The following is a 23,056-nucleotide window of genomic DNA, read 5'->3' as shown; positions in this document are numbered from 1 at the left end:
ACGATTGCTGCGATCTTTCCATGCAAAAAACGAGATTTAGGACTTCCATTTAGGGGACGCCACCATGAAAACAACGATTCGACTACTCTTATTGGCCGCACTGGGGGCCACCTTAGCGGGATGCCAAAACTTAGGCCAAGGTACAGCGATGACCTGTACCACTGTTGGTCCTTGCAATGGCAATATAGTCGGCTCCCCTACCGCTACGGCACTCAACTACCCAAATAATGTGCAAAATGCGACGAATGTGATCGGTGTTATAAAACAAGAACCGATCATCATTCATGCCACAGGATACGCGGCCATCAACCCCAGTAAACGCTACACAAAATCCCAAGCAAAATTAATGGCGCTGCGCAGTTCCACACTAGATGCCTACCGAAACCTATCTGAACGCGTGTACGGTCTGAAAATTGACGGTACCAGCTCATTAAGCAATATGGTTTTGCAACATGATGAATTACGCTCTTACGTTGATGCCTATTTAGTCGGCGCAAAAATCGTCTCCCAACGTGAGCATGAAGATGGAACGTTTGAAACCGTTGTTGAAATGGCATTACAAGAGAACTTTCGTCAATGTGTCAGCAATCCATCCAGCATAAATAACGATCCGAAGTGTCAAATTCGCCCTGGTTATCGTGCTGTTAACGTAGAAAGTCATCCTACTACCAACTTTTATACCATACAGTAATGCAGATGTTTCGCTACCTGATTTACATGATCGTTGCTCTTGCATCGGTCGGACATTCCTTTGCCCAGACCGTCGACGCAGTCGGTACAGCCATTATTTATAATGGCGACATCACAGACGCACGCTATCGGGCCACACAGCAAGCCATTAAACAGGCCGTCCTCCAGTCCAGCTCACGGGTCAGTGTTAACGATATCCTTAACAATGGCGAGCTCAACTCTGATTTAAAAATCCGCAGTGCTGGACGAGTTCAACACGCAAAAATCATTTCCGAAACCCAAAAAGGCGATTTTTTAACGGTCGTCGCCCGCATCAACGTCACAGCTGACTACATGTGTAGTAACGGCGCCACAAATTACTATAGAAAATCCGTGGCTATCACTGGCTTTGCTTTGGAACACAGACAACAAGCCAGCCTCGGGGCTTTAGGCAATATCTCCAGAGAACTTCCCAAAGATTTTGCCGACGCCATCAACAAACAAGGCTTTTTAAGAGCGTTGGCGGCAACGAATATCGCCCTTTATCCAGACAGCATCAATGCCCCCTCACTAACAAACAACAATGACACCTTAACTGATGTGGTTCGGGTCGCTCAAAAACTTGGCACACAGTATGTGGTTAGTGGTGTTATACGTGATATTGCTCCTCTTTATATGAGACGCCCAAATGACCCCTATGCCAGCACAGACGACAAAAGTGAAAAGCAAAGAGACTTCGTTTTAGACATTTATATCTACGATGGTTTCAGTGGCGCATTGCTATTTCAAAAACGTTATAGTGAAATAGGCAACTGGGATATTTCTGATCATGCTAAAGTCGGTTTTGGTAGCGCCCAGTTTTGGACGACTCATTATGGCAGGGTGGTCAAGGAAACACTTAGAGAGAGCGCAATTGATACCAGCGAAAAATTACGCTGCCAGCCATTTATGGCCAATATTTTTCGCACAGAAGGGAAGCAAATTCACATTGCCGCCGGATCCGTGTCCGGGGTCAAAGCAGGAGATAAATTTAAGGTCTATCGTCGTTATGAAATATTTGACCAAGACCAAAAACCAGAAACACAACTGAATAATGCCAACATCAGTGTTACTATAACGCAAGTTCAGCCTAACTTTTCCATTGGGGAACTGTCGGTTGATGCGAAAATTCTGAACGTACAACCACATGACGTTGTCATCGCATGGTAACTTTTACAATTACGCTCCTTATGTACTATAGAGCGGTTTTACATTTTAGGACATTACAATGAACAACGAATTACTTCATCACTTAGAACAACGTATCAATGAAGCTGTAGAAGAAATCGGCTCATTACGCCAACGCATTGCAGAATTAGAAATGCAGAACTACGAGCTTAGCGAAGAGAAAAGTGAACTAGAAAACAATTTAAATCTAAAAAATGAGCAACAAGCTAATTGGGAATCTTCCCTCTCTCAAATGTTAAATCGTCTTAGTCAATTGGATAACAAACAATGAAACGAATTCTATTTGCTACTTTAGCTTTATTTTGTGGGAGTACATTTGCAGCCGAAGGGCAAATTGCCAGCTTGGTCTCCTTCGAGTCCACTGCGGCTCGTCCAAAAATAAACAAAGAGCAAGACAGTAGTTTAACATCGATATTGAACACTCAAATTGAATACACCACGCCAGCAAACATCTCCGCTTATGCTGGCTTTTCTTTTGCCTTGGGTGACGATTTCGAAAGTGCTTTTAGCATGGGAGCCCGCTACTACAGTGCAACACCCGCTTTCCAACTTTTCCCAGGCATTCCTATGTGGTCGTTCATTGGTGGCGGTGTTGATTTCTTAGATGACCCTGTCTACTACCCAGAAGCAGGTTTTCGCATCGCGACATCCGATACCTCCAGACTGGATGTCTTTGTCAAACTGCTAAATAGTAGCAACGACAAATATGACCGCCATGTTATGGTGGGCGCAGGACTTACCTTCTAATTCAATGAAGCTAATGTCTCTTTTAATCTTGTGCCTGCTCGCGACTTCTGCTTATATTTGGCTCACGAGTAAACCAACAATAAAAATCGTTGAGCCCAGCGAACAGCAGCGACAGGAAATGCTTGGCATTGTTAACACGCCAAGCGTTCCGTTGACGCCGCTATAAAATTTGAGCCTTGCTTTATGGAACAACTAATTGCCAAACTTGAAGCAGAGGTCGGCCGACTACTTGAAAAGTTAAACGCCGCTGAAGAAGAGATCGCTGCACTCAAAGAGAGCCAAACAGAGTCTCTTACCAGCAGCGCCTCAATGGACCTTTTGCAGAACATGGTTAACCGCTCCACTGAAGATCAATTGCAGTTATATATCGAAGACTCTCTTGATTTACTCGGTCCTGCGGAAACCATCAAAACGGCAGTAACACACCAAAGTAACACTGAAGATCAGTTGAGCTTTGATTTACTGCATTCTTTTGCTGATAACAGCATCACAATCACGACAACAGAACAGACTGACTACATGACAAAACAACAACCTGAGCTTAACGGCTTGCAAGACGTACAAGACGACAACCAAGTGGACACAAACACCACCGATGTACCATCAGCAAGTGACAGCACAACGGAAAAAGCGACTTTGACGCCGGAACAGAAAAAACGTCAAAAAAACCAAAAAAATAATCGTCGCCTGATTAAGATGCTCGAAGACCGTTACCCTAAAGCGTTTGATTGGAACCAGCCTAAACCACTGAAAGTCGGTATAGACAAAGACATGGTCTTGGATGATGACTTTAACGCCAGCAAGCAAAAGCGTGCCCTAGCCGCTTATACGCGCTCAGACCGCTATAAGAAGTGTCTTCTGTCAGGTCAGCCTCGCGTAGATTTAGAAGGCATTGCAGTAAGTGATGAACCCGCTCTTCCTGAGTCCATGATCCCCAAAAAAGAAAAGAAAACATTCAACCGCCCAAAGACAACAGATCGACCTAAAACGGATCGCCCTGCGCGTAACAAAAAACCGCAATCTGCTTCAGCTCCTAAAGGCAAACCTGCTAAAAAACCACAGCCAGCCAAAAGCCGTGAAGAGGATGGTTATGAAAACTTATCCCCAGAAGAGCGAATGAAAGCAAAACTGGAAAAACTTCTAAAAAAATAGAAAAAAGTGTTTACATATAGAAGTGCGGCATATATCATTTGCCGCGCTCTTGTGGAGGGGTTCCCGAGCGGCCAAAGGGAGCAGATTGTAAATCTGCCACGAAAGTTTCGGTGGTTCGAATCCACCTCCCTCCACCATTATTTTTTTCTTTATAAATCAAATATTTATTTAGAAAACTCCAAAACCTTCTATCTCATCAAAAAATTCCTTTTTTTAAAAAAATCTCATAACCTCTAACTTTAACCAAAAAATAAATTTTTATTCACAGCCTAGCGTATTTCCATGCTTTATGGATAAAAAAGCCACTTAAACACAGACTTATCCACGCACTATCCACAAAGCCGTTATTCCAACTCTTAAAATCTCAACAGCTGTCAACGGCAATCCCATACCGAATAAGCACACCGCGCAATAAGCCACACAGAAGCCTCAAGACAAGCATTTAGTCAAACCGCCCAACCAGACAATAAAACACTAATTAACAACCCATAAGCAGCAATAGACACCATAAACCACGATAGATACATAAACTGGGATAGACGCATAAATTGGGATAGACGCATAAACCGCGATAGACGCATAAACCGCGATAGACACATAAACTGGGATAGACGCATAAATTGAGATAGACGCATAAATTGAGATAGACGCATAAATTGAGATAGACGATAGACGATAGACGATAGACGATAGACGATAGACGATAGACGATAGACGATAGACGATAGACGATAGACGATAGACGATAGACGATAGACGATAGACGATAAAATCTAGAACGTAAATCAAGAGATAGTCAAAGATAAAAAGAAGAGAGGTAAAAAATAACAAGAGAAATGGTGGGTCGTACTGGATTCGAACCAGTGACCAATTGATTAAAAGTCAACTGCTCTACCAACTGAGCTAACGACCCTTCTCATATACTTTTATTAATAACGACTTGATGGTCGGAGTAGAGGGATTCGAACCCCCGACATCCTGCTCCCAAAGCAGGCGCGCTACCAGACTGCGCTATACTCCGATTGGCTCCTCGAACTGGACTCGAACCAGTGACCCAATGATTAACAGTCATTTGCTCTACCAACTGAGCTATCGAGGAATGAATCAGGTTGTGCAGAATGTAATTCTGGAGATAGTTGGTGGGTCGTACTGGATTCGAACCAGTGACCAATTGATTAAAAGTCAACTGCTCTACCAACTGAGCTAACGACCCAACTATCAGAGTAATGGGGTGGACGATGGGGCTCGAACCCACGACCGATGGAATCACAATCCATAGCTCTACCAACTGAGCTACGCCCACCATTACTAGATGATCAATAAAATTGGTCGGAGTAGAGGGATTCGAACCCCCGACATCCTGCTCCCAAAGCAGGCGCGCTACCAGACTGCGCTATACTCCGATTGGCTCCTCGAACTGGACTCGAACCAGTGACCCAATGATTAACAGTCATTTGCTCTACCAACTGAGCTATCGAGGAACTAATTTTATTTCTTGCCGCAACATACACCTTATATAAGATGGCGGAGGAGGAGAGATTCGAACTCTCGGTAGGCTACTAACCTACGCCGGTTTTCAAGACCGGTGCATTAAACCGCTCTGCCACCCCTCCGTTGCGAGCGAGGTGTATATTACGGATTTCAAAATTCAGTGCAACCTTTTTTTTAAAAAAAGATTAACTTTTTTCAATAATATAGTGCTGGTCCTTTCCTGGACGAATCCAAACATTGGAATACCAGTAATACTGCTTAGCCGAATCGTTCGGCATGGTGCAATTAATACGTCCACGGCCGACACCAAATGGCTTAGTGGCGGTTACCACGACCTCGTCTTTTGATACCCAATCCAAATTCGCCTTACCCTGACCGGATACATAACACGCCAAATCTTTTAAACGATACTTGCCTGGCTTAAAGGTCAAACGAAGCGACACAGGGTTGTCGTCCGCATAATCACCACTCTCCTCTTTTAATAGAGGCATCGGCATTGCGTTAAGCTTTAGCTTTAATGTCGATAACGTGGCAAAACGTCCTGATGCAGGAAAACGAGGTAAATCTTCAAAATCAGAATCCGCGCTGACCACTCCAGACTGTTGCCCAAAGGCTATAAAGCCCTTCTCTTTCATCATCGTACGTAACAGGTGATTTGATTCACCATAAGGATAAGCCAACATTTTAGGTGAGTGACCTAGATGCTTGATTAAGGCCGTTTCCACACCTGCTACTTCCTTCTCCATACGTGCGTGCCACGCAGCGTCAGATTCCCCTTCTTCCTTACGGGCCATATAAGGATGACTAACCGTATGATTGGCAAACACCGCCCCCGACTTCTCCATTTCCTTCATAATATCCCATGTCAGAAAATGCGGATTCTTTTGCTTTAGCGGCTCAGAATTAACAAATACCGTAAAGGGGTAACCATATTGCTTCAAAATGGGAAAACCCTGTTCGTAAATGTCACGGTAACCATCATCAAAGGTAATCGCAACCGCTTTGCTCGGTAAACTCTCGTGCGCCTTAATCTTATCCAAAGCCGTTTTCAGATCGACCACTTGAAAGCCCGCACTTTTTAGATAGGCCATCTGTTTGGCAAACTGTTTAGGAGATAAAGACGTGGAGGCAGGTGTTGAATCAGAAACATGATGATATTGAAGAATGGGTAAATAATCTTGCGCGCTTGCAGTAAGGCTCATTACTACACCACCAATAAGAACACCGCACCGAATGCTAAACAACATGAACACCTCTTTGATTAAAATTTGCGCTTATTTTACGCGAGGAGTTCTTTAAAAAGCCAGCCACAGAAACTGTTATGCCTACTTTGCACGGTCACTGCCTCTGTTTTACCCCAACTATCCCTACTACACTCAAAAGAGCAGATACCATAAACCCCTTGGTATTCTTATCCTGCCGCTCGCAAACAAGGCCAATCAAGCCAAAGCAGCTTATTGTGATACAGCGATGATCAATCTGTATTGGTCATCTGTTGCTAGCAATGGGATGGCGTTAGCCGAGTGATTTTGATGCCAAAAGCACACTATAAACGAGGTGAACCATGAGCAAGACCGTTTTTTACCAACACCTTAGCGAACAACTTGAATCCCTTAAAAACGATGGACTCTATAAAGAAGAACGCGCACTGATTACACCACAAGCCAGTGAAATCACCACGAAAGACAACAAACCACTGATTAATTTATGCGCGAACAACTACCTAGGATTAGCCAACGATGAGATGGTCACTCAAGCCGCCCACCAAGCCCTTGACGATTTTGGTTACGGTATGGCTTCTGTTCGCTTTATCTGTGGCACACAAAATATCCATGAAGAATTGGAAAAAAGCCTAAGCGACTTTTTACAAATGGAAGACACCATTTTGTACTCTTCCTGTTTTGATGCAAACGGTGGTCTTTTTGAAACCTTGCTTAATAAAGACGACGCCGTCATCAGCGACGCGCTCAATCACGCGAGCATCATCGATGGTATTCGCCTGTGTAAGGCCAAACGCTACCGTTATGCCAATAACAATATGCAAGAGCTAGAAGCTAATTTACAGCAGGCGGATAAGGATGGTGCCCAAACGAAACTGATCGTCACCGATGGGGTTTTCTCAATGGATGGTATCATTGCCAATTTACCAGCCATCTGCGACCTTGCTGATAAATACGATGCCTTAGTCATGGTTGATGACTCGCACGCAGTTGGCTTTTTAGGGGGAAATGGACGAGGAAGCCACGAATATTGCGATGTTATGGGTCGTGTCGACATTATTACCGGGACACTAGGCAAAGCCCTTGGTGGTGCGTCTGGCGGCTACACAAGTGCTTCTAAACCCATTGTAGAGTGGTTGCGCCAACGGTCACGCCCTTACCTTTTCTCCAATTCATTGTCGCCCATTATCACGGCAACCACCTTAACCATTCTGGAATCCCTTAAGAAGGGCCAAGCTGCTCGCCAACGCCTTAAAGATAACAGTGCTTATTTTCGCAAAAAAATGGGAAATTTGGGATTTACGTTAATTCCAGGTGACCATCCCATAATTCCTGTTATTCTCGGTGATGCGAAGCTCGCCACACAAATGGCAAACGCGCTTTATAAAGAAGGCATCTACGTGACAGGCTTTTCTTACCCAGTTGTCCCAATGGGTAAAGCCAGAATTCGTACACAAATGTCGGCTTCCTTGACCAAGGAACAGTTAGATCACGCCATTGACGCCTTTGCCAAAATTGGTCGTGATTTACATATTATTGAAGGACCCAAGCAATGAAAGTACTCGCCAAAACACAGGCTAAACAAGGCATCTGGATGTCAGAAGAGGACTATCCAGAATGTGGTCACAATGACGTCATCATCAAAATCCGTAAAACAGCCATTTGTGGAACGGATATGCATATTTATCACTGGGATGATTGGGCACAAAAAACCATCCCAGTGCCGATGACTGTCGGCCATGAGTTTGTTGGTGAAATTGCACAAATTGGCGAGGAGGTAACAGGCTTTACTATCGGTGATCGTGTCTCTGGAGAAGGCCATATTACGTGTGGACAATGCCGCAATTGCCGCGCAGGACGTCGTCACTTATGTCGCCAGACACAAGGCGTAGGTGTCAATCGCACTGGGGCTTTCGCTGAATATTTAGCCATTCCAGCCAGTAATGCCTTTAAGATTCCTAACAACATCAGTGACGATCTCGCTGCCATTTTTGACCCCTTTGGTAATGCGACACACACGGCCCTTTCCTTCGATTTGGTGGGAGAAGATGTGCTGATCACTGGTGCTGGCCCCATTGGTGCCATGGCCGCCGCCATCGCCAAACACTCTGGTGCCCGTAATGTTGTCATTACCGATGTCAATGATTATCGCCTTGAGCTTGCCCGAAAAATGGGCGCCACCCGAATAGTCAACGTGGCACAAGAATCCCTACGCGACGTTATGATCGAGCTAGGCATGCAAGAAGGATTCGATGTTGGTCTGGAAATGTCAGGTAATGGGATGGCTTTCCAATCCCTCCTTGAATGCATGAACCATGGTGGCAAGGTGGCCATGCTGGGCATTCCCAGCAAAGACACAAACGTCGATTGGAACCAAATCATTTTTAAAGGTTTGGTTCTCAAAGGTATCTATGGACGGGAAATGTATGAAACTTGGTACAAAATGGTTGCCATGTTGCAATCTGGACTAGACCTAAGCCCAATTATTACCCACCAATACAGTGTAGAAGAGTTCCAGCAGGGATTTGATGCTATGGCATCTGGCCAATCCGGAAAAGTCATTTTAAATTGGTGCTAACTCCCCACTTTAGTTGCGTCATTACGAACTTCGCGTTAGTTTAAACTTTTCAGACGCAACTAGAGTTTTCTCATGTTAGAAATCGGTACCCATGCGCACCCTTCACCTCATCAAGATGCGCTGTATATTTTGTTGTTTAAAAACCAAGTATTGATTGAACAGAATCATCAATTTTTGGTCCCCTTTGACCACTTCCAGCCTGATAGCAGTATGCGGGCCATCTATTGCGGACAATGGAATCCACAAGGCAATGATCAAAGCAACCCAGAGAAGCAAGAGGCAACCAATCAAGATGTCTTTGTATGCCGCTTCGAAAACCGCCCAAAAGGTTTTACGGAAATAGATCTACGCGAACTACTGTTTATGCAGGACGAAGCTAACTATTTACTGTTAAGCCGTGCCCATCAGCTATCTACTTGGGATAGGGATCATCAATTCTGTGGGCGCTGTGGCACCCCCATGAACAACAAACACTCGACAGAACACACCAAAATTTGCCCAAAGTGTAATCTCCGTCATTACCCCCGAATTTCCCCTTGTATTATTGTTTCGGTGCGAAACGGCGAGCATCTGCTCTTAGCCCGTGGCCCACACATGCCCAAAGGCAGATTCAGTAATATCGCAGGATTTGTCGAGGCTGGCGAAACCTTAGAACAGGCTGTCGCCCGAGAAGTGCGAGAAGAAGTCGGCATTGAAGTCACCAACATACGCTATGTTGGCAGCCAGCCTTGGTCGTTTCCTCATCAAATGATGGTGGGCTTTTTTGCCGACTATGCTGGAGGCGAAATTCTCCCTGCCCCAGGCGAAATAGAAGAAGCGGCATGGTGGCACATTGATAGCCTCCCCAACACCCCAAACTTAGTCACGATATCAGGGCAAATTATTGCTCAACACGTGGCTCATATAAAAAACAGCCGCACGTAGCGGGCACGGATGCCAACAAAACATTTTTGGGCTGTCATTCGGAGCTAGAATTTTTATAACAAACCCCTATACTAGCTCGCCAATCAATCATCATCGCGAGCTTGTTTGTTTTGAATGAATTATTACAGACCATCGAAAGAACCGTGCGTCCACTGATCGGCTCAGGAAAGGTAGCCGATTATATTCCCGCCTTAGCCAATGTGAACCCGAATCAATTTGGTATCGCCGTCTACAGCAATGAAGGTGAATTATTTCAGGCAGGACAAGCCAAAGTCGACTTTTCCATTCAGAGTATTTCCAAAGTCTTTAGCCTTACTCTTGCGATAAAACATTATGGCGAAGATATGTGGCAGAGAGTGGGTCGAGAGCCCTCTGGCAATCCATTTAACTCCCTTGTACAACTGGAATACGAAAGCGGTGTGCCACGTAATCCTTTCATCAATGCTGGCGCGCTGGTGGTATGCGATATGAATCAATCACGTTTTGCTTCGCCTCACTACGCCATGCGCGAATACATCCGTCGCCTTGCAGGGAATCCTAAACTCAAATCCGATAAAGTCGTTGCCGATTCAGAGTTTGAGTTTCGCTCACGCAACGCTTCCATGGCCTATTTAATGAAAGCTTTCGGTAACTTTGAAAACGACGTGGAAACGGTATTACACAATTACTTTAATAACTGTGCCATGAGTATGAACTGCGTCGATTTGGCGAAAGCCTTTAGTTTCTTAGCAAATAAAGGCTATTGCCACCATAGTGGCGAACAAGTCATCAGCGCCCGTGAAGCCAAACATGTAAACAGCCTCCTTGCCACCAGCGGCTTATACGATGAAGCAGGTAACTTTGCTTATCGTGTAGGATTGCCTGGTAAGAGCGGCGTCGGTGGCGGCATCATCGCCATCGTACCGAATCGTTTTTCGGTATGTGTGTGGTCACCTGAGCTGAATAAATCCGGTAATTCTTTAGCGGGCATTGCTGCCCTTGAAGCCCTATCAGATCACATTGGCTGGTCTATTTTTGGCTAACCACCCCCAAAAAGCATAACTATTAATCCTCAATACCCATGAAAAAAGGGCCATCTGGCCCTTTTCTGTTACGGCATTATCACCGCTTAATTTGTGATGACTTTATAACAAGGAATATACTCACTTCCTGGTAATTTCATCCGTTGCTGAGCAACAAACGCTTGTAGCAGCGCATCCAGTTTTTCGAGTATCAGCTTATCCCCATGGATATGGAACGGCCCGTGCTCTTTAATGTAGGCAACTCCCTGTGCTTTGACGTTACCAGCCACAATAGAGGAGAAAGCTCGACGCAAATCCGCTGCCAATAAGTGAGTGTCTTGATTAAAGTTTAAATTCAAGCCCAGCATATTTTCATGAGTCGGCTCGAACGGATGCTGAAACTCTTCAGGAATATGTAACTTCCAATTGTAGTAAAACGCATCATGATGTGCCTTACGGTAATGACGTACTTCTTCCAAGCCTTGTTTCATGGCACGTGCCACTTCGACCTCATCATCAATAATGATGCGGTATTTCTGTTGTGCGGCCTCCCCTAGCACATCACCAATAAAGGCATGAATCTGCTCGAAATAGTTGGCACTTTCTTTGGGCCCAGTAAACACCAACGGAAAGGGGACATCCGCATTTTTAGGATGCAATAAAATCCCTAAAATATACAGAATCTCTTCCGCTGTTCCCGCCCCACCAGGAAAGACAACAATGCCGTGACCCGTTCTAACAAACGCCTCTAAGCGTTTTTCAATATCAGGCATTATCACTAACTGATTCACAATCGGATTGGGGGATTCAGCGGCAATAATGCCAGGTTCAGTTAACCCAAGATAAACACCGTTGTGAATACGTTGTTTAGAATGAGCTATCGCCGCGCCCTTCATTGGGCCTTTCATCGCCCCAGGACCACAACCCGTACAAATATTCAGTTCTCTTAAGCCAAGTTCATGGCCGACGCGCTTGGTGTAATCGTATTCATGACGGGCAATTGAGTGTCCCCCCCAGCACACCACCATGTCTGGGCTTTGAATACGACGGAACACATTAGCATTACGTAACAATTCAAATACTACGTTGGTAATTTTGTCCGAGCTCGCATTTTCAAGATTACACGCTAAGTGATACTCATGGTAGGTAAAAATAATGTCACGTAACACGCTAAACAGCATTTCTCGAACACTACTGATCATCTTACCGTCAACAAATGCGCTGCCTGGCGCATTCTTTAATTCCAGCTTAACGCCACGCTCCTGCTGAATAATATTAATTTCAAAATCATTGAATTCCTTCATCACGGCTTCGGCATCATCGGTATCACTACCACAGTTCATAATCGCCAAAGCACAACGACGAAATAGCTCATGAAGCGAACCAGAATCTTCTGACATGCGAGAGATCTCATCTTGCGATAACATCTCTAATGCTCCTTTGGGAGCCACTAATGCATCTACGCGATCTTCATACTGCATGATCGCCCTCCTTACTTATTGGTATTGTTGTCATAATCGTTATGTTGTTGTCTTAATAGTTATATTGGTCACTGATGGGCACTTTATCAAGCACAAACAATAAACTAACCAGTCACCATCAGTGTGAAGAACTACGTAACGACTGATAATACAAAGATTGCATTTCAATTAAACGACTGTAGGTTCGGCGAAACTCGAACAATAACGAGCCGTTTTGATATAACTGATCAAGCGGTAAAGCCGCACTTAGATACAGCACTACATGATGGTCATAACATTCATCCACAAGACTAATAAAGCGCCGTACCGCATCGTCATTGATCCCATAGGACACCACTCGCTCGCCAGTCACGCCAGAACCCAACGCACTGTCTTCTGTGCCCCGTGCTTTAATATGCTCGTAGGGCTCACTGCTCAAAGGTGGAATACCTGATACCATCATAATAGGAAAGCGAGTAGCCAACTCGATATAATCCAGTGAAGAACGGGGGCCATCACATAAATCAAAAAAATCAAACCACGCTAAATTCTGAGACACCTTCATAACCGGAATCTGACGATGGCACACCCTCAAAGGCTCCACCGTAATTGGTCCCTTGGATAAAGTGAAAAACGCCAGTTCTAACGCACTGGTATCTTGCACAAAATACACAGGATCAATGCCCTTATGACGCAATCTATGGTCTTCTTTTCCATTGAGATTGACACTTTGAAGTTGGCTATTCAGCCTTTTGACAACTGGCTCAAAACGCGCCGAATCCAGTAAGGTATCGAATAAATGATCAATGGCTATATTCGACGTGGCCACCAACACCACGCCCTCCTCAAACAAGGCATCCACCAAGCCACTCAGCAGCATAGCGTCACCCACATCAGACACAAAAAACTCATCAAAACACAACACTTTGCATTCGTTCGCAAGCCTTTTCGCAATGCCTTTTAGCGGATTTGCCTGACCTGAAGCAAGATTCAATTCACGATGTAAACGCGACATAAAATGGTGAAAGTGCAGACGTAGCCCAAGCCCCTCAGGCAGGCAATCGAAAAACAAATCCATCAAAAAGGTTTTGCCACGCCCCACGTCTCCCCACATATAAACGCCTTTAGGAGAAGCAGATTGAGAAGCGGAAGTGAGTTGTTGAAATAAGCTGTCAAGTAACATAAGCGCTTGACGTTGAGTAGCATCGTCAACAAACCCTTGCTGGCTTAAACGTGCCTTATATGATGAGAAAGGTGAAACCATTAAGATTGTCGCTACTCGTAAAAATATCCCCTCATTTTCCCTTAGAAATCGATGTGGGTTCAAGCATCCACATCAGCTAATCATTATTTAGTACCCACTCAAACAACAATCTCTAAGGCTGTGTTTACCCAATTATCCAATAACGCTCGCTACAAAGTCGTAAAAGCACCACTCTTTTTAATGGCCGCTTGGAAACTGGCTTCCCCTTTCACCCGTTCAACAAACGCTGCAATATTAGGATAAGCAGATAAGTCGGTTCGTGTACTGGCGGCCATCAGAGGAAAACTCATTTGAATATCGGCGGCACTCAAAGTGTCTCCCGTAAACCAAATACGATCAGACAAGGTCTTTTCAATAAAGTCCAACTGATCTTTGAGACGAGGAGAGATAAATTTGTCCTGAACCTTATCACTCACCCCTTTGGCAATAGGTTTCACAAAAAACGGCATTGGACTTTTGGGAATCTTCATCATCACTAACTTCATGACCAACAGGGGCATCAACGACCCTTCGGCGAAATGAAGCCAATAACGGTAATCTAACAAGGCTTGCCCTTCGGTTGGCCGCAGGCGAGATTCACTGTCATAACGATCCAGCAGATACTCAATAATCGCCCCAGACTCCGCCACGGTAAGTCCCTTATCAGTAATCACAGGGGATTTCCCTAACGGATGAATTTTTTTAAGCGCTTCAGGTGCTGCAGAGGTTTCCGGATCGCGCTTGTACTCAATCACGTCATAATCTAACTTCAATTCCTCAAGCAACCATACGATGCGCTGTGAACGAGAGTTTTCCAAATGATGAACCGTTATCATGCAATCCCCTTCTTCCGTTAAAAAATAAAGCCTACAACAATACTCAGCGAATTACATATTATACGAAGCAAAAATAGAAAAGAGATGAATTGCTAAAAAGAAAAATGGTTGATATCACATCTACCTACCGCTTCCATAGCCCAAAGTGTAAATCTTTCCAACATTCGAACACTTTGCGCTATGGTTGTCCCTCTCACCATTGACGGACACACCAATAGGACTGCATACGGCACATGAAAAAAAGCCTCCACTACATACTAATAGCGCTGGCGAGTATCAGCTCTGCTCTGGTTCAAGCTCATTCCCTCAACAACGAAACACAAAGATACCAACCAACCACACACCAGCCTCACCAAGAAAAGGCCTTTTTTCAAGCGGTTGATAAACACTATCGTTCACAGACAAAGCGCATCAACGCCATCAGTGCTAGCTTGCTGGGGTTACCTTATGTGGACAATGACACAGGTAAAGACAAACCCGTCAAACAAACGGGCAATCCTTTGTACCGCTTTCACTCCTTCGACTGCATGACCTATGTAGAAGCCGTACTGGCTGGTGTGATGTCTCATTCCAAACAGTCGTTCGGAGCAAAGTTAGTCGATATCCGTTACAAACATGGAAAAGTGTCTTTTATTACCCGCAATCATTTCCCCAGTGCAGACTGGTTTCCCAATAACAAGGGCAAGTTAATTGAAGCGACTTATCGAGTCAGTGGCAAAGCCACCAAAATTGCCAGTGCCCTCATCAATAAACGCGCTTGGTACCATCATTTTACACTGGATAATATTCAAGATGGCGATCTTGACATCACACAACGCCAACATCTGCTAGCGAAATTACGACGAGAAAGCAATAAAATGCCGACCAAAATGGTCCACCTGCCTTATGTGCCTTTAACGGACTTGTTCGTTAAAACCGCGCCCAATCATATCAAGGTGAACACGGCTTTGTTAAAACGCATCCCCGATGGCAGTATTATCAGCATGGTCAGACCAAACTGGTCCATTAAAGACCGCATCGGCACCAATATGAATGTTTCCCATATGGGCTTTGCCATTCGCAAACAGGGTCAACTTTACTTCCGCGAAGCCAGCGAGATAAAGGGCAAAATAGTGGATGTAAACTTTGTTCAGTATCTTTATTACTATTACCGAGAAAGTAAGACACTAAAAGGCTTTAATGTTCATGTGCTAGCGCCTAAATACCACGTCTAGCACGCTCTCTAACGGTTTTGTGTTGCCGTCCCTGTTTAGGAAATTGCCCTTCTCTAAACAGGGATTGTTCTCTTATCTATTACACATAAAGCGTTTTTGTGGCTACTTCTTCCAAGGTGTATTTTTCCAGATTTGGCCCGCAATCTTGTTTTGCTGAGTTGCTAAATTCTCATAAGCCTGACCGCTTGAATACACCACTGGTGTGCCGCGCTCCGCCATATCCTTACGAAAGCTAGGGTCTTTAGCCATCTTATCCAACGCTTTTTGCAATTTGACACGGATAGCCTCTGGCAAATTAGTCGGTGCAACAAGGCCTCGGTAAGAGCCCATTACTATATTCAAACCCAGTTCTTTAGCGGTTGGGATGTTAGGCGCTTGCGGTAATCGCTTATTAGACAAAACGGCTAATGCAGCATTAGAACAAGAGCTAGGCACCGAGTTGTTTGACCGTTCGACACGACCACAGACCTTCACCGTGCAAGGTCTGCAAGTGGTCGACATGGCCTGGCAAATTTTGCGTTTAGAAGAAGAAACCAAGCTCTCGCTTAAAGGTGATTTGATTTCTGGTACCTTATTAATCGGTTCCGTTCGCTCCAGCTCCATCAACTTGCTCCCCAAGCCATGATTAAGATGAAGTCCAAATATCCGGAGCTGAAAACCAGCTTGCGCATCGGTTTCTCATCGAACTTGGTTTACGATGTGGCCGCTGGACACTTGGATGCCGCCGTGATCGCCGAGCATGTCAGTATTCCTCAAAACCTCACATGGAAGCCTTTTTTAGACGAACCTTTGTGGATCGTCACACCAGAAAATACCAAGCTCACCTCACCCGAAGAAATGCTCAGAACACAGCCTTTTATTCGCTTTAAAAGCGCCGTGCCGTTAGCCAATCTGATCGATACAGAGCTTTCAAAACAAGGGGTTATGACCAATGATGTAGCAGAAATGGACACCATCAGTGCCATCATGACCTGTGTGCGAAATGGCCTTGGCATCTCTGTGGTGCCGCATATTTCCATACTCGAACCAGAGCTCACTCACCTGCAAAAACTGCCCTTTGGAGAACCCCAGCTCACTCGAAAAATCGGCATAGTGCAACGTATAAATAACCCAAGAAAAGCCATCATTGAAGAGCTACATAACTACATAGCACATCAATGCGGCAGCTATGGTATTTTTTCAAAATAAAGAGAAAGGATGGATATATTGATAAAAATGCTCCCCCGAGGGGCGGCGAACTCTTTAGATTCATTAGCAATAAACGTTGATCAGCATTTTAAAAGGTTCAACTCGTCAGTAACGATTCGTTGCAGCACTTTATCCCACTATTGTGTGGTCCCTCGTAACGTCCTATTTTCAAAAAAACTTAACGGCACATCTAAGCTTTCTGTTATTTTAATTGATTGAAATATATACAATTTATTTGATAGATACCGCTTATCAATTGGTTGTTAATATCGATTGGAATCGGTTATAAGAATACGTTATCTTTCCCCCAAAGACGGTTTCTGTGCCCCTTCTTTTCAGCGCCTATTCTTCATTTCGCCTGTCTACCAATCATGCGGTTTCATTCAAAAATGATGATTTTCTCATTGCGCTGTACAGAGATTGTCCAATGAATCAAACCTCTTTTGGAGTTAAGCATGAGTAACAGCGACAACATTAAAGAATACTCTGGCCCTGCAGCAGGTTGGGGAGCGTTAAAAGGCGTTACCAAAGCTTGGGTGAGCAGCAAAAAGCCGATTAAAAATCTCAGAGCCATGCTGAAAACCAACCAAAATCATGGTTTTGATTGCCCGGGGTGTGCTTGGGGGGATGTACCAGAAAACCACCTGGTGAAATTCTGTGAAAATGGTGCCAAAGCAGTTAATTGGGAATCCACAGGTCGCTTAGTGACACCTGAGTTTTTTGCAAAGCACTCTGTCGCTGATCTTCTTAAGCAAAGCGATTATTGGCTTGAGTATCAAGGCCGTATCACGCATCCGATGCGTTACGATGCGCAAACCGATCATTATGTTGCCGTCAGTTGGGACGACGCTTTTGAGTTGGTTGCGAAACATCTAAACAACCTAGAGTCGCCAAACCAAGCGGAGTTTTATACTTCTGGCCGCGCATCCAACGAAGCAGCTTATATTTACCAGCTATTCGTTCGCGCGTTTGGCACCAATAACTTCCCTGACTGTTCTAACATGTGCCACGAAGCCAGTGGTCAAGGCATGAGTTCAACCATTGGGGTGGGCAAAGGCACCGTGGTATTTGATGATTTCGCCAAGGCCGATGCTATTTTTGTGATAGGACAAAACCCTGGAACCAATCATCCACGTATGTTGGAACCCCTCCGTGAAGCGGTAGAACGCGGTGCACAAGTGGTGTGTTTTAACCCTCTCAAAGAACGTGGACTGGAGCGTTTTCAGCATCCACAACGCCCTTTTGAAATGCTAAGCAATGGCGCCGAGCCAACCAATACTGCCTATTTCCGACCTGCATTGGGGGGCGATATGGCCGCCATGCGAGGTATTGCGAAGTTATTATTGCAATGGGAAAGAGAAGCGCAAGCGGCTGGCAAAGCCCCCATTTTTGATCATGATTTTCTTCGGCAACATACTACGGGGTTGGATGCCTACCTTGCAGAGGTTGATGCCACCTCATGGGCGCATATAGTCGAACAGTCTGGATTAAGTATTAACGACATACAGCTCGCTGCCGATATGTATGTCCGCGCTGAACGCGTGATTATGTGTTGGGCAATGGGCGTTACTCAGCACAAGCATTCCGTTCCGACGGTTCAAGAAATCGTTAACCTGCAATTATTGCGTGGCAATGTGGGCAAGCCTGGGGCCGGGTTATCCCCTGTTCGAGGCCACAGTAATGTTCAAGGTGACCGTACCATGGGTATCGATGAGCAACCACCGGAGTGGTTTTTAGACGCTATTGAGCAACGCTTTCAATTTAAGGTGCCCCGTCAGCACGGTCATAATGCGGTTCAGGCGATTCAAGCCATGGAAGAAAAGCGTGCTAAGGTCTTTATTGGCCTTGGTGGCAACTTTGCCCAGGCGACGCCCGATTCTCATCGAACCCATGCGGCCATGAAAAACTGCGATCTTACCGTTCAAATCAGTACCAAACTCAATCGTTCCCATTTAATTACGGGCAAGGATGCATTGATTCTCCCATGTTTAGGTCGCACTGAGATTGACCGTCAAGCAGAAGGACAACAAGGCATTACCGTTGAAGACACTTTTTCTATGGTGCATATCTCTTTTGGTCAACTAAAACCTTGCTCAAAAGAACTGCGTTCTGAACCCGCTATTTTAGCGGGGATGGCAAAGGCCACTTTAGGAAACCATCCCGTCGATTGGGAGGATCTGATCGCCGATTACAGCCGAATTCGCGACCTTATCGCAGACACCATTCCAGGTTTTGCAGACTTCAATAAAAATCTGCAAAAACCTGGCGGCTTTTATTTAGGCAATGCCGCAGCAACACGTCAGTGGCGTACGCCAACAGGCAAAGCACAATTTGCCGCCTGCCCATTGCCAAAACAACTGATAAACCAAGCCGTGACAGACAAAGGCGAAACGCCAGACCTTATATTGCAGACACTGCGCTCTCATGATCAATACAACACGACTTTATACGGACTTGATGATCGTTATCGTGGCGTCTTTGGTATGCGAGAGGTACTGTTTGTGAATGCTGAAGAAATTCGTCGCTTAGGTTTTCAGTCCGGCGATAAAGTCGACATGATTTCTCTTTGGGAAGATGGAGTAGAACGCAAAGTAAAAGGCTTTGAATTGGTGGCATACGACATGCCAACCGGCCAAGCGGCGGCCTACTACCCAGAAACCAATCCATTGGTTCCGCTTGAAAGCTATGGCGATGGTACCTTTACGCCAACTTCAAAGTTTATTGCCATTAAACTACAGAAGTCTGAGCCAGATAACCTAATTGCCTCATACAAAAGTCACTGAGAGTCGTGATCAAGTAGAGGTTGCTGGGTAAAGAGTTCCGTCGCCTCTTTAAAACACTGTTCTGCAAGGGCAGATCTTGGCACGGATTTGCGAATAATCAGCCCGATTTGTGAAGGCGAAAGGCCATTTTTTATGGGCTTTAATTTAAGATTGTCACTTAACGCTTCAATGCCTTCTTCCATCGGCATAATTGTGCAACATAATCCGGATGCCACCGCCTGAATAAGGTGGTAACTGGAGTTGCTCTCAAGAATCACATTGGCCGTTAAGTGCAGATTGCGTAAGATATGGGTGATGGATTGACGAAAGCTCATTGTCGCATCCAAAAGGCCTAGCGGCTTTTCTATCACCTCCTCCCACTCAACCTCCTCACTGTCGAATTGAAAAAACGCATCGGAATACATAAGGCCCATTTGGGTGATGCCAAGATCAATGATATCGAACTGCCCTTGATCCACTTCATCAATATAACAAATGCCAAGATCCAATTGATTGCGCATCAGCTGATCGATGATTGCCTCTGAACTAAGCGATGAGAGCAAATAGGTCAGTTCTGGATAACGCTGAGACAAAGGCTTTAGCAGACGAGTGGGATCAAAACAGGAAAGAGGCACCATGCCGATGGATAAATTACCAACCAATTTCCCTCGACAATTTGCGGCTTCTGCCAATAAACCATCGTGTGTGGCTAACAGCGTTTTTGCCCAAGCCAGAATGCGCAGACCAGGTTCTGAAAAACCTTCAAATCGGTGGCCTCGGATCACCAATTCCAACCCCAATTCATCCTCTAAATTACTGATTCTCATGGATAACGTCGGCTGTGTGACATGACAAAGTTCAGCCGCTTTCCCAAAATGTCTGGTTTGCTCAAGGGCTAATAAAAACTTCAGTTGCTTAATGTCCATGCGTCAACTCTGCTGGGGGAGGATAGGTATATTATTACCGCGTTGGCTAAGCAAGTAAATTCATGGAAAGGACAGCCAGTACGCGACAAAGAGCAAAGAATCAACGCCTCGATCTTCGCCCATCAAGACTGCATTTTACGCATACTTTACGCTCCTTTTACTTATTTTTTTCCATATTTAACAAATACTTATCAACCATTTTCCTTGCGAGAATACCTAACCATAGAATGCAGCCTAAAGCAGTGATTCATAAGGAGTAACAACTTACGATTGAAATAAATGGACACCTTTTGTTAGACAAAAAAAACATTTCTCAAAATAATAAAATGTATGTAGGTATCTCATATGTTGGCTAATCTTAGCTTCCGCTCCAAACTCATCTGCTTGTTATCCGCTACAATCATTGGTTTTATTGTTGTTACAACTGTCGCATTGTATGGCATTAATACACAAAATAATGCCTCTCAACGTTTCGAGGTCCTCACAGGTATCAACAAAAATTTAGATTCTCTTGTTATTACACTACTGCAACAGTATAAGCAGATAGATAATCTCAACGATAATTCATACAAAGGCTTCTTAGAAGGCGTAGAAAAAGAATATAAATCAGCCTCCTCTGAACTCTCGTTTGATATAAATCGCGCTTCTTCACCTACCACTAAATCCTTACTGGGCAAAGTAAAAAGTGCTTTTACTGATTACAACACCGCGCTACTGGCATTGATTGAACAAAAAAAATTGGTCGGTTTTAATGGTGATTCGGGGATCAAAGGTGATGTTTCAACCAATGAGCAGACACTAACGATTGACATGTCGTTTCTTAGCCTCATACAAGATTTTTTACCTGTGAAAGAAGCGGAAAAAAACTTTATGTTTGAACCAACCGCAGCCCACAAAGCCGACTTCCTTAGTAAATTTACTAAATTCGACAAACGTGTCGACGATTTTGGCTTAAAAGAGCGATTTAATGATCAAATCCAAGCCTACATCAATTCCGTCAATGCCTTTGATCAAGCCAATAATAAGCTCAACCAACTCCAAGCAGCGTATGAAAAAAACAGCACATTGCTTAATGACTCAAGACTGAATGCGGCAAAATTCCTTCAAAATGCGGTTTCTAACGCCCGAGATAAAGCCGACACCAGTTCGCAACAAGCCGAAATGCTGTTAATTATTGTCAGTATTGGGGTCGCCGTTTCATCAGGGCTACTGCTACTTGGCATTGGACGCAGTGTGAATACAACCCTGAACCAAATCATTCGAGATCTAGCCAAAGTGAAAAGCGGGGATCTTACCGCTCAATTACCCATCAATACAAAGCGCAATGACGAATTTGATTCACTTTGTGGCTCGGTGAATGAAATGACCGATGGCCTTGGCTCCGTCATTGGAGAGGTGGTTGACACTTCCGCAGAAGTAGCGACCATGATAACGGAACTCAATGACTCCATTAAAAACATTGCGGGCAGTAACCGCTCCGTCAGCGAACAAACCAACTCCCTTGCCGCTGCAACGGAAGAAATCTCCACCACAATCCGCAGTATTTCCAATACCACTGAGGAACTCAGTGCCCAGGCTAAAAATACTTACGACTCCGCTAAGATAGGGGCCAATACAATCAAGTCAACAATATCGAATTTGGCCAATACCATTTCGATTGTTAACGACACGAGCGTCCAGCTGAACGAACTCGGAAAGCTCTCTAAAGACATCGACAATGTCATCGGCATGATCAATGATCTGGCGAACCAAACCAACCTACTCGCACTGAACGCCGCCATTGAAGCCGCACGGGCAGGCGAAGCGGGTCGAGGCTTCTCGGTGGTAGCAGATGAAGTGCGCTCCTTGGCGGAAAAAACAGTTGAAGCAACGTCCAGCATTACGGATATTGTAAACACCATCCAAAGCTCCACACAATCGGCCATTGCCACCATGGAAAGTGGACAAGAAAGCCTACATGCCATTGAAGAATTGAGCGGAAAAGCCGAAGAGGCGATTCAAGAGATTGAAAGAAATGCTCAAACTAGCTCCCATTCTTCTATTGATATGGCACGATCCGTTCAAGAGGTTGCGAAAACCGCCGTGCATATGAGCGAGGAAATGGATCGTATTGCTCAGCAGTTACAACGCGACAATAGCTACATAGTCAATATTGAAGGCAACACACGGGAAATTCATGGCCATGTCGCTAACTTAGATAACAAAACTCGCGTTTTCACGACGAAGAAAAGCCGCTAAATATCTCTCATTGATGGAAGCACACAAGACTAAACAGTCATGCAGCGCTTAATGGCGCTTAATAGGACACACATGTTAAGAGAACACTGGTTCTTTAAAGTGTGTCCTTTAAATTTCTTACTTCAGAACACATCAAAGAACTGCTATCCACCCTAGGTAAGCTAGGTGTAAATCAGGCGT

Annotated in this window: 21 protein-coding genes and 9 tRNA genes; 15 read left to right on the top strand and 15 right to left on the bottom strand. The window is 44.8% G+C overall.

The window, feature by feature from the left end:
- The first annotated feature begins 64 nt into the window (after positions 1 to 64).
- The 6 genes from AC0VYI_RS04145 (at position 65) to AC0VYI_RS04120 (ending at position 3,932) form a co-directional block, all read left to right on the top strand.
- Positions 65 to 691: an LPP20 family lipoprotein gene (locus AC0VYI_RS04145; protein WP_199477962.1), complete on the top strand. Its 627-nt coding sequence runs from the start codon at positions 65 to 67 to the stop codon at positions 689 to 691.
- A 5-nt stretch (positions 692 to 696) separates the two neighbouring features.
- Positions 697 to 1,878, top strand: coding sequence for a flagellar assembly protein FlgT (locus AC0VYI_RS04140; protein ID WP_233407928.1), 1,182 nt, complete (start codon positions 697 to 699; stop codon positions 1,876 to 1,878).
- Positions 1,879 to 1,936: 58 nt separating this feature from the next.
- A complete protein-coding gene (gene zapB / locus AC0VYI_RS04135; protein ID WP_199477964.1) occupies positions 1,937 to 2,167 on the top strand; it encodes a cell division protein ZapB in 231 nt (76 codons plus the stop codon).
- Complete coding sequence (locus AC0VYI_RS04130; protein WP_199477965.1) at positions 2,164 to 2,643, top strand: hypothetical protein; 480 nt, start codon at positions 2,164 to 2,166, stop codon at positions 2,641 to 2,643. Before zapB ends, AC0VYI_RS04130 begins: the two co-directional genes overlap by 4 nt.
- Before the next feature lie 183 nt (positions 2,644 to 2,826).
- Positions 2,827 to 3,795 carry a ProQ/FINO family protein gene (locus AC0VYI_RS04125; RefSeq protein WP_475447500.1) on the top strand — a complete coding sequence of 323 codons (969 nt, stop codon included), beginning with the start codon at positions 2,827 to 2,829 and terminating at the stop codon, positions 3,793 to 3,795.
- Between the two features lie 53 nt (positions 3,796 to 3,848).
- Positions 3,849 to 3,932, top strand: a tRNA-Tyr gene (locus AC0VYI_RS04120).
- 337 nt (positions 3,933 to 4,269) lie between these two features.
- Here the strand turns inward: AC0VYI_RS04120 and AC0VYI_RS04115 are convergent.
- The 10 genes from AC0VYI_RS04115 to AC0VYI_RS04070 all read right to left on the bottom strand — a co-directional run bounded on the left by AC0VYI_RS04115 (position 4,270) and on the right by AC0VYI_RS04070 (position 6,533).
- Positions 4,270 to 4,584 (bottom strand): hypothetical protein, encoded by a 315-nt coding sequence (locus tag AC0VYI_RS04115; protein ID WP_475447498.1) that lies wholly within the window; start codon positions 4,582 to 4,584, stop codon positions 4,270 to 4,272.
- Between the two features lie 48 nt (positions 4,585 to 4,632).
- Positions 4,633 to 4,708: transfer RNA gene (locus AC0VYI_RS04110), tRNA-Lys, on the bottom strand.
- A 31-nt stretch (positions 4,709 to 4,739) separates the two neighbouring features.
- Positions 4,740 to 4,816 (bottom strand) — tRNA-Pro (locus AC0VYI_RS04105).
- A gap of 2 nt (positions 4,817 to 4,818) precedes the next feature.
- Positions 4,819 to 4,894: transfer RNA gene (locus AC0VYI_RS04100), tRNA-Asn, on the bottom strand.
- Positions 4,895 to 4,932: 38 nt separating this feature from the next.
- A tRNA-Lys gene (locus AC0VYI_RS04095) sits at positions 4,933 to 5,008 on the bottom strand.
- Between the two features lie 14 nt (positions 5,009 to 5,022).
- A tRNA-His gene (locus AC0VYI_RS04090) sits at positions 5,023 to 5,098 on the bottom strand.
- A gap of 23 nt (positions 5,099 to 5,121) precedes the next feature.
- A tRNA-Pro gene (locus tag AC0VYI_RS04085) sits at positions 5,122 to 5,198 on the bottom strand.
- 2 nt (positions 5,199 to 5,200) lie between these two features.
- A tRNA-Asn gene (locus tag AC0VYI_RS04080) sits at positions 5,201 to 5,276 on the bottom strand.
- A 41-nt stretch (positions 5,277 to 5,317) separates the two neighbouring features.
- Positions 5,318 to 5,408: transfer RNA gene (locus tag AC0VYI_RS04075), tRNA-Ser, on the bottom strand.
- A gap of 63 nt (positions 5,409 to 5,471) precedes the next feature.
- On the bottom strand, positions 5,472 to 6,533 hold the full coding sequence (locus AC0VYI_RS04070) for a polysaccharide deacetylase family protein (RefSeq protein WP_199478034.1): 1,062 nt from the start codon (positions 6,531 to 6,533) through the stop codon (positions 5,472 to 5,474).
- 317 nt (positions 6,534 to 6,850) lie between these two features.
- Between AC0VYI_RS04070 and AC0VYI_RS04065 the strand changes: the two genes are divergently transcribed.
- From AC0VYI_RS04065 to glsB, 4 genes are all read left to right on the top strand, one after another.
- Positions 6,851 to 8,062 carry a glycine C-acetyltransferase gene (locus AC0VYI_RS04065; protein ID WP_475447496.1) on the top strand — a complete coding sequence of 404 codons (1,212 nt, stop codon included), beginning with the start codon at positions 6,851 to 6,853 and terminating at the stop codon, positions 8,060 to 8,062.
- Complete coding sequence (gene tdh, locus AC0VYI_RS04060) at positions 8,059 to 9,084, top strand: L-threonine 3-dehydrogenase (RefSeq protein ID WP_475447494.1); 1,026 nt, start codon at positions 8,059 to 8,061, stop codon at positions 9,082 to 9,084. Before AC0VYI_RS04065 ends, tdh begins: the two co-directional genes overlap by 4 nt.
- Before the next feature lie 72 nt (positions 9,085 to 9,156).
- The gene (nudC, locus tag AC0VYI_RS04055) at positions 9,157 to 10,008 is read left to right on the top strand and encodes an NAD(+) diphosphatase (protein ID WP_475447492.1); all 852 of its coding nucleotides are present in this window, start codon (positions 9,157 to 9,159) and stop codon (positions 10,006 to 10,008) included.
- A 110-nt stretch (positions 10,009 to 10,118) separates the two neighbouring features.
- Positions 10,119 to 11,030 (top strand): glutaminase B, encoded by a 912-nt coding sequence (glsB, locus tag AC0VYI_RS04050; protein ID WP_199478038.1) that lies wholly within the window; start codon positions 10,119 to 10,121, stop codon positions 11,028 to 11,030.
- An 86-nt stretch (positions 11,031 to 11,116) separates the two neighbouring features.
- Here glsB and ppnN read toward each other — a convergent pair whose 3' ends face one another.
- The 3 genes from ppnN to AC0VYI_RS04035 form a co-directional block, all read right to left on the bottom strand.
- Positions 11,117 to 12,490 (bottom strand): nucleotide 5'-monophosphate nucleosidase PpnN, encoded by a 1,374-nt coding sequence (gene ppnN / locus AC0VYI_RS04045; protein ID WP_475447491.1) that lies wholly within the window; start codon positions 12,488 to 12,490, stop codon positions 11,117 to 11,119.
- 118 nt (positions 12,491 to 12,608) lie between these two features.
- Entirely contained in the window at positions 12,609 to 13,733 is a 1,125-nt protein-coding gene (gene zapE, locus AC0VYI_RS04040; RefSeq protein WP_475447489.1) for a cell division protein ZapE, read from the bottom strand.
- Between the two features lie 149 nt (positions 13,734 to 13,882).
- Positions 13,883 to 14,548, bottom strand: coding sequence for a glutathione S-transferase (locus AC0VYI_RS04035; RefSeq protein WP_199478041.1), 666 nt, complete (start codon positions 14,546 to 14,548; stop codon positions 13,883 to 13,885).
- Positions 14,549 to 14,781: 233 nt separating this feature from the next.
- On the opposite strand from AC0VYI_RS04035, the gene AC0VYI_RS04030 reads away from it, so the two are divergent.
- Positions 14,782 to 15,762, top strand: a complete 981-nt coding sequence (locus tag AC0VYI_RS04030; RefSeq protein ID WP_475447487.1) for an N-acetylmuramoyl-L-alanine amidase-like domain-containing protein — start codon at positions 14,782 to 14,784, stop codon at positions 15,760 to 15,762.
- A 102-nt stretch (positions 15,763 to 15,864) separates the two neighbouring features.
- Here AC0VYI_RS04030 and AC0VYI_RS04025 read toward each other — a convergent pair whose 3' ends face one another.
- Entirely contained in the window at positions 15,865 to 16,197 is a 333-nt protein-coding gene (locus tag AC0VYI_RS04025) for a tripartite tricarboxylate transporter substrate-binding protein (protein WP_475449786.1), read from the bottom strand.
- Here AC0VYI_RS04025 and AC0VYI_RS04020 point away from each other — a divergent pair.
- From AC0VYI_RS04020 to AC0VYI_RS04010, 3 genes are all read left to right on the top strand, one after another.
- Complete coding sequence (locus AC0VYI_RS04020) at positions 16,127 to 16,387, top strand: hypothetical protein (protein ID WP_475449856.1); 261 nt, start codon at positions 16,127 to 16,129, stop codon at positions 16,385 to 16,387. The two genes, AC0VYI_RS04025 and AC0VYI_RS04020, sit on opposite strands and share 71 nt — an antisense overlap.
- 5 nt (positions 16,388 to 16,392) lie before the next feature.
- Complete coding sequence (locus AC0VYI_RS04015) at positions 16,393 to 16,950, top strand: LysR substrate-binding domain-containing protein (protein ID WP_475447485.1); 558 nt, start codon at positions 16,393 to 16,395, stop codon at positions 16,948 to 16,950.
- A gap of 455 nt (positions 16,951 to 17,405) precedes the next feature.
- Positions 17,406 to 19,733, top strand: coding sequence for an FdhF/YdeP family oxidoreductase (locus AC0VYI_RS04010; RefSeq protein WP_475447483.1), 2,328 nt, complete (start codon positions 17,406 to 17,408; stop codon positions 19,731 to 19,733).
- Here the strand turns inward: AC0VYI_RS04010 and AC0VYI_RS04005 are convergent.
- Positions 19,727 to 20,638 (bottom strand): LysR family transcriptional regulator, encoded by a 912-nt coding sequence (locus AC0VYI_RS04005; RefSeq protein ID WP_475447481.1) that lies wholly within the window; start codon positions 20,636 to 20,638, stop codon positions 19,727 to 19,729. The genes AC0VYI_RS04010 and AC0VYI_RS04005 overlap by 7 nt on opposite strands.
- Positions 20,639 to 20,983: 345 nt before the next feature.
- Between AC0VYI_RS04005 and AC0VYI_RS04000 the strand changes: the two genes are divergently transcribed.
- Positions 20,984 to 22,876 (top strand): methyl-accepting chemotaxis protein, encoded by a 1,893-nt coding sequence (locus AC0VYI_RS04000; protein ID WP_475447479.1) that lies wholly within the window; start codon positions 20,984 to 20,986, stop codon positions 22,874 to 22,876.
- Positions 22,877 to 23,056: the final 180 nt, after the last annotated feature.

Source organism: Marinomonas sp. 63XJN7_9_ISO-PGPR-S23-217, from assembly GCF_056173515.1.
Note: the sequence above shows the minus strand (reverse complement) of the source record. Positions and strands in the feature narration are given on the sequence as shown.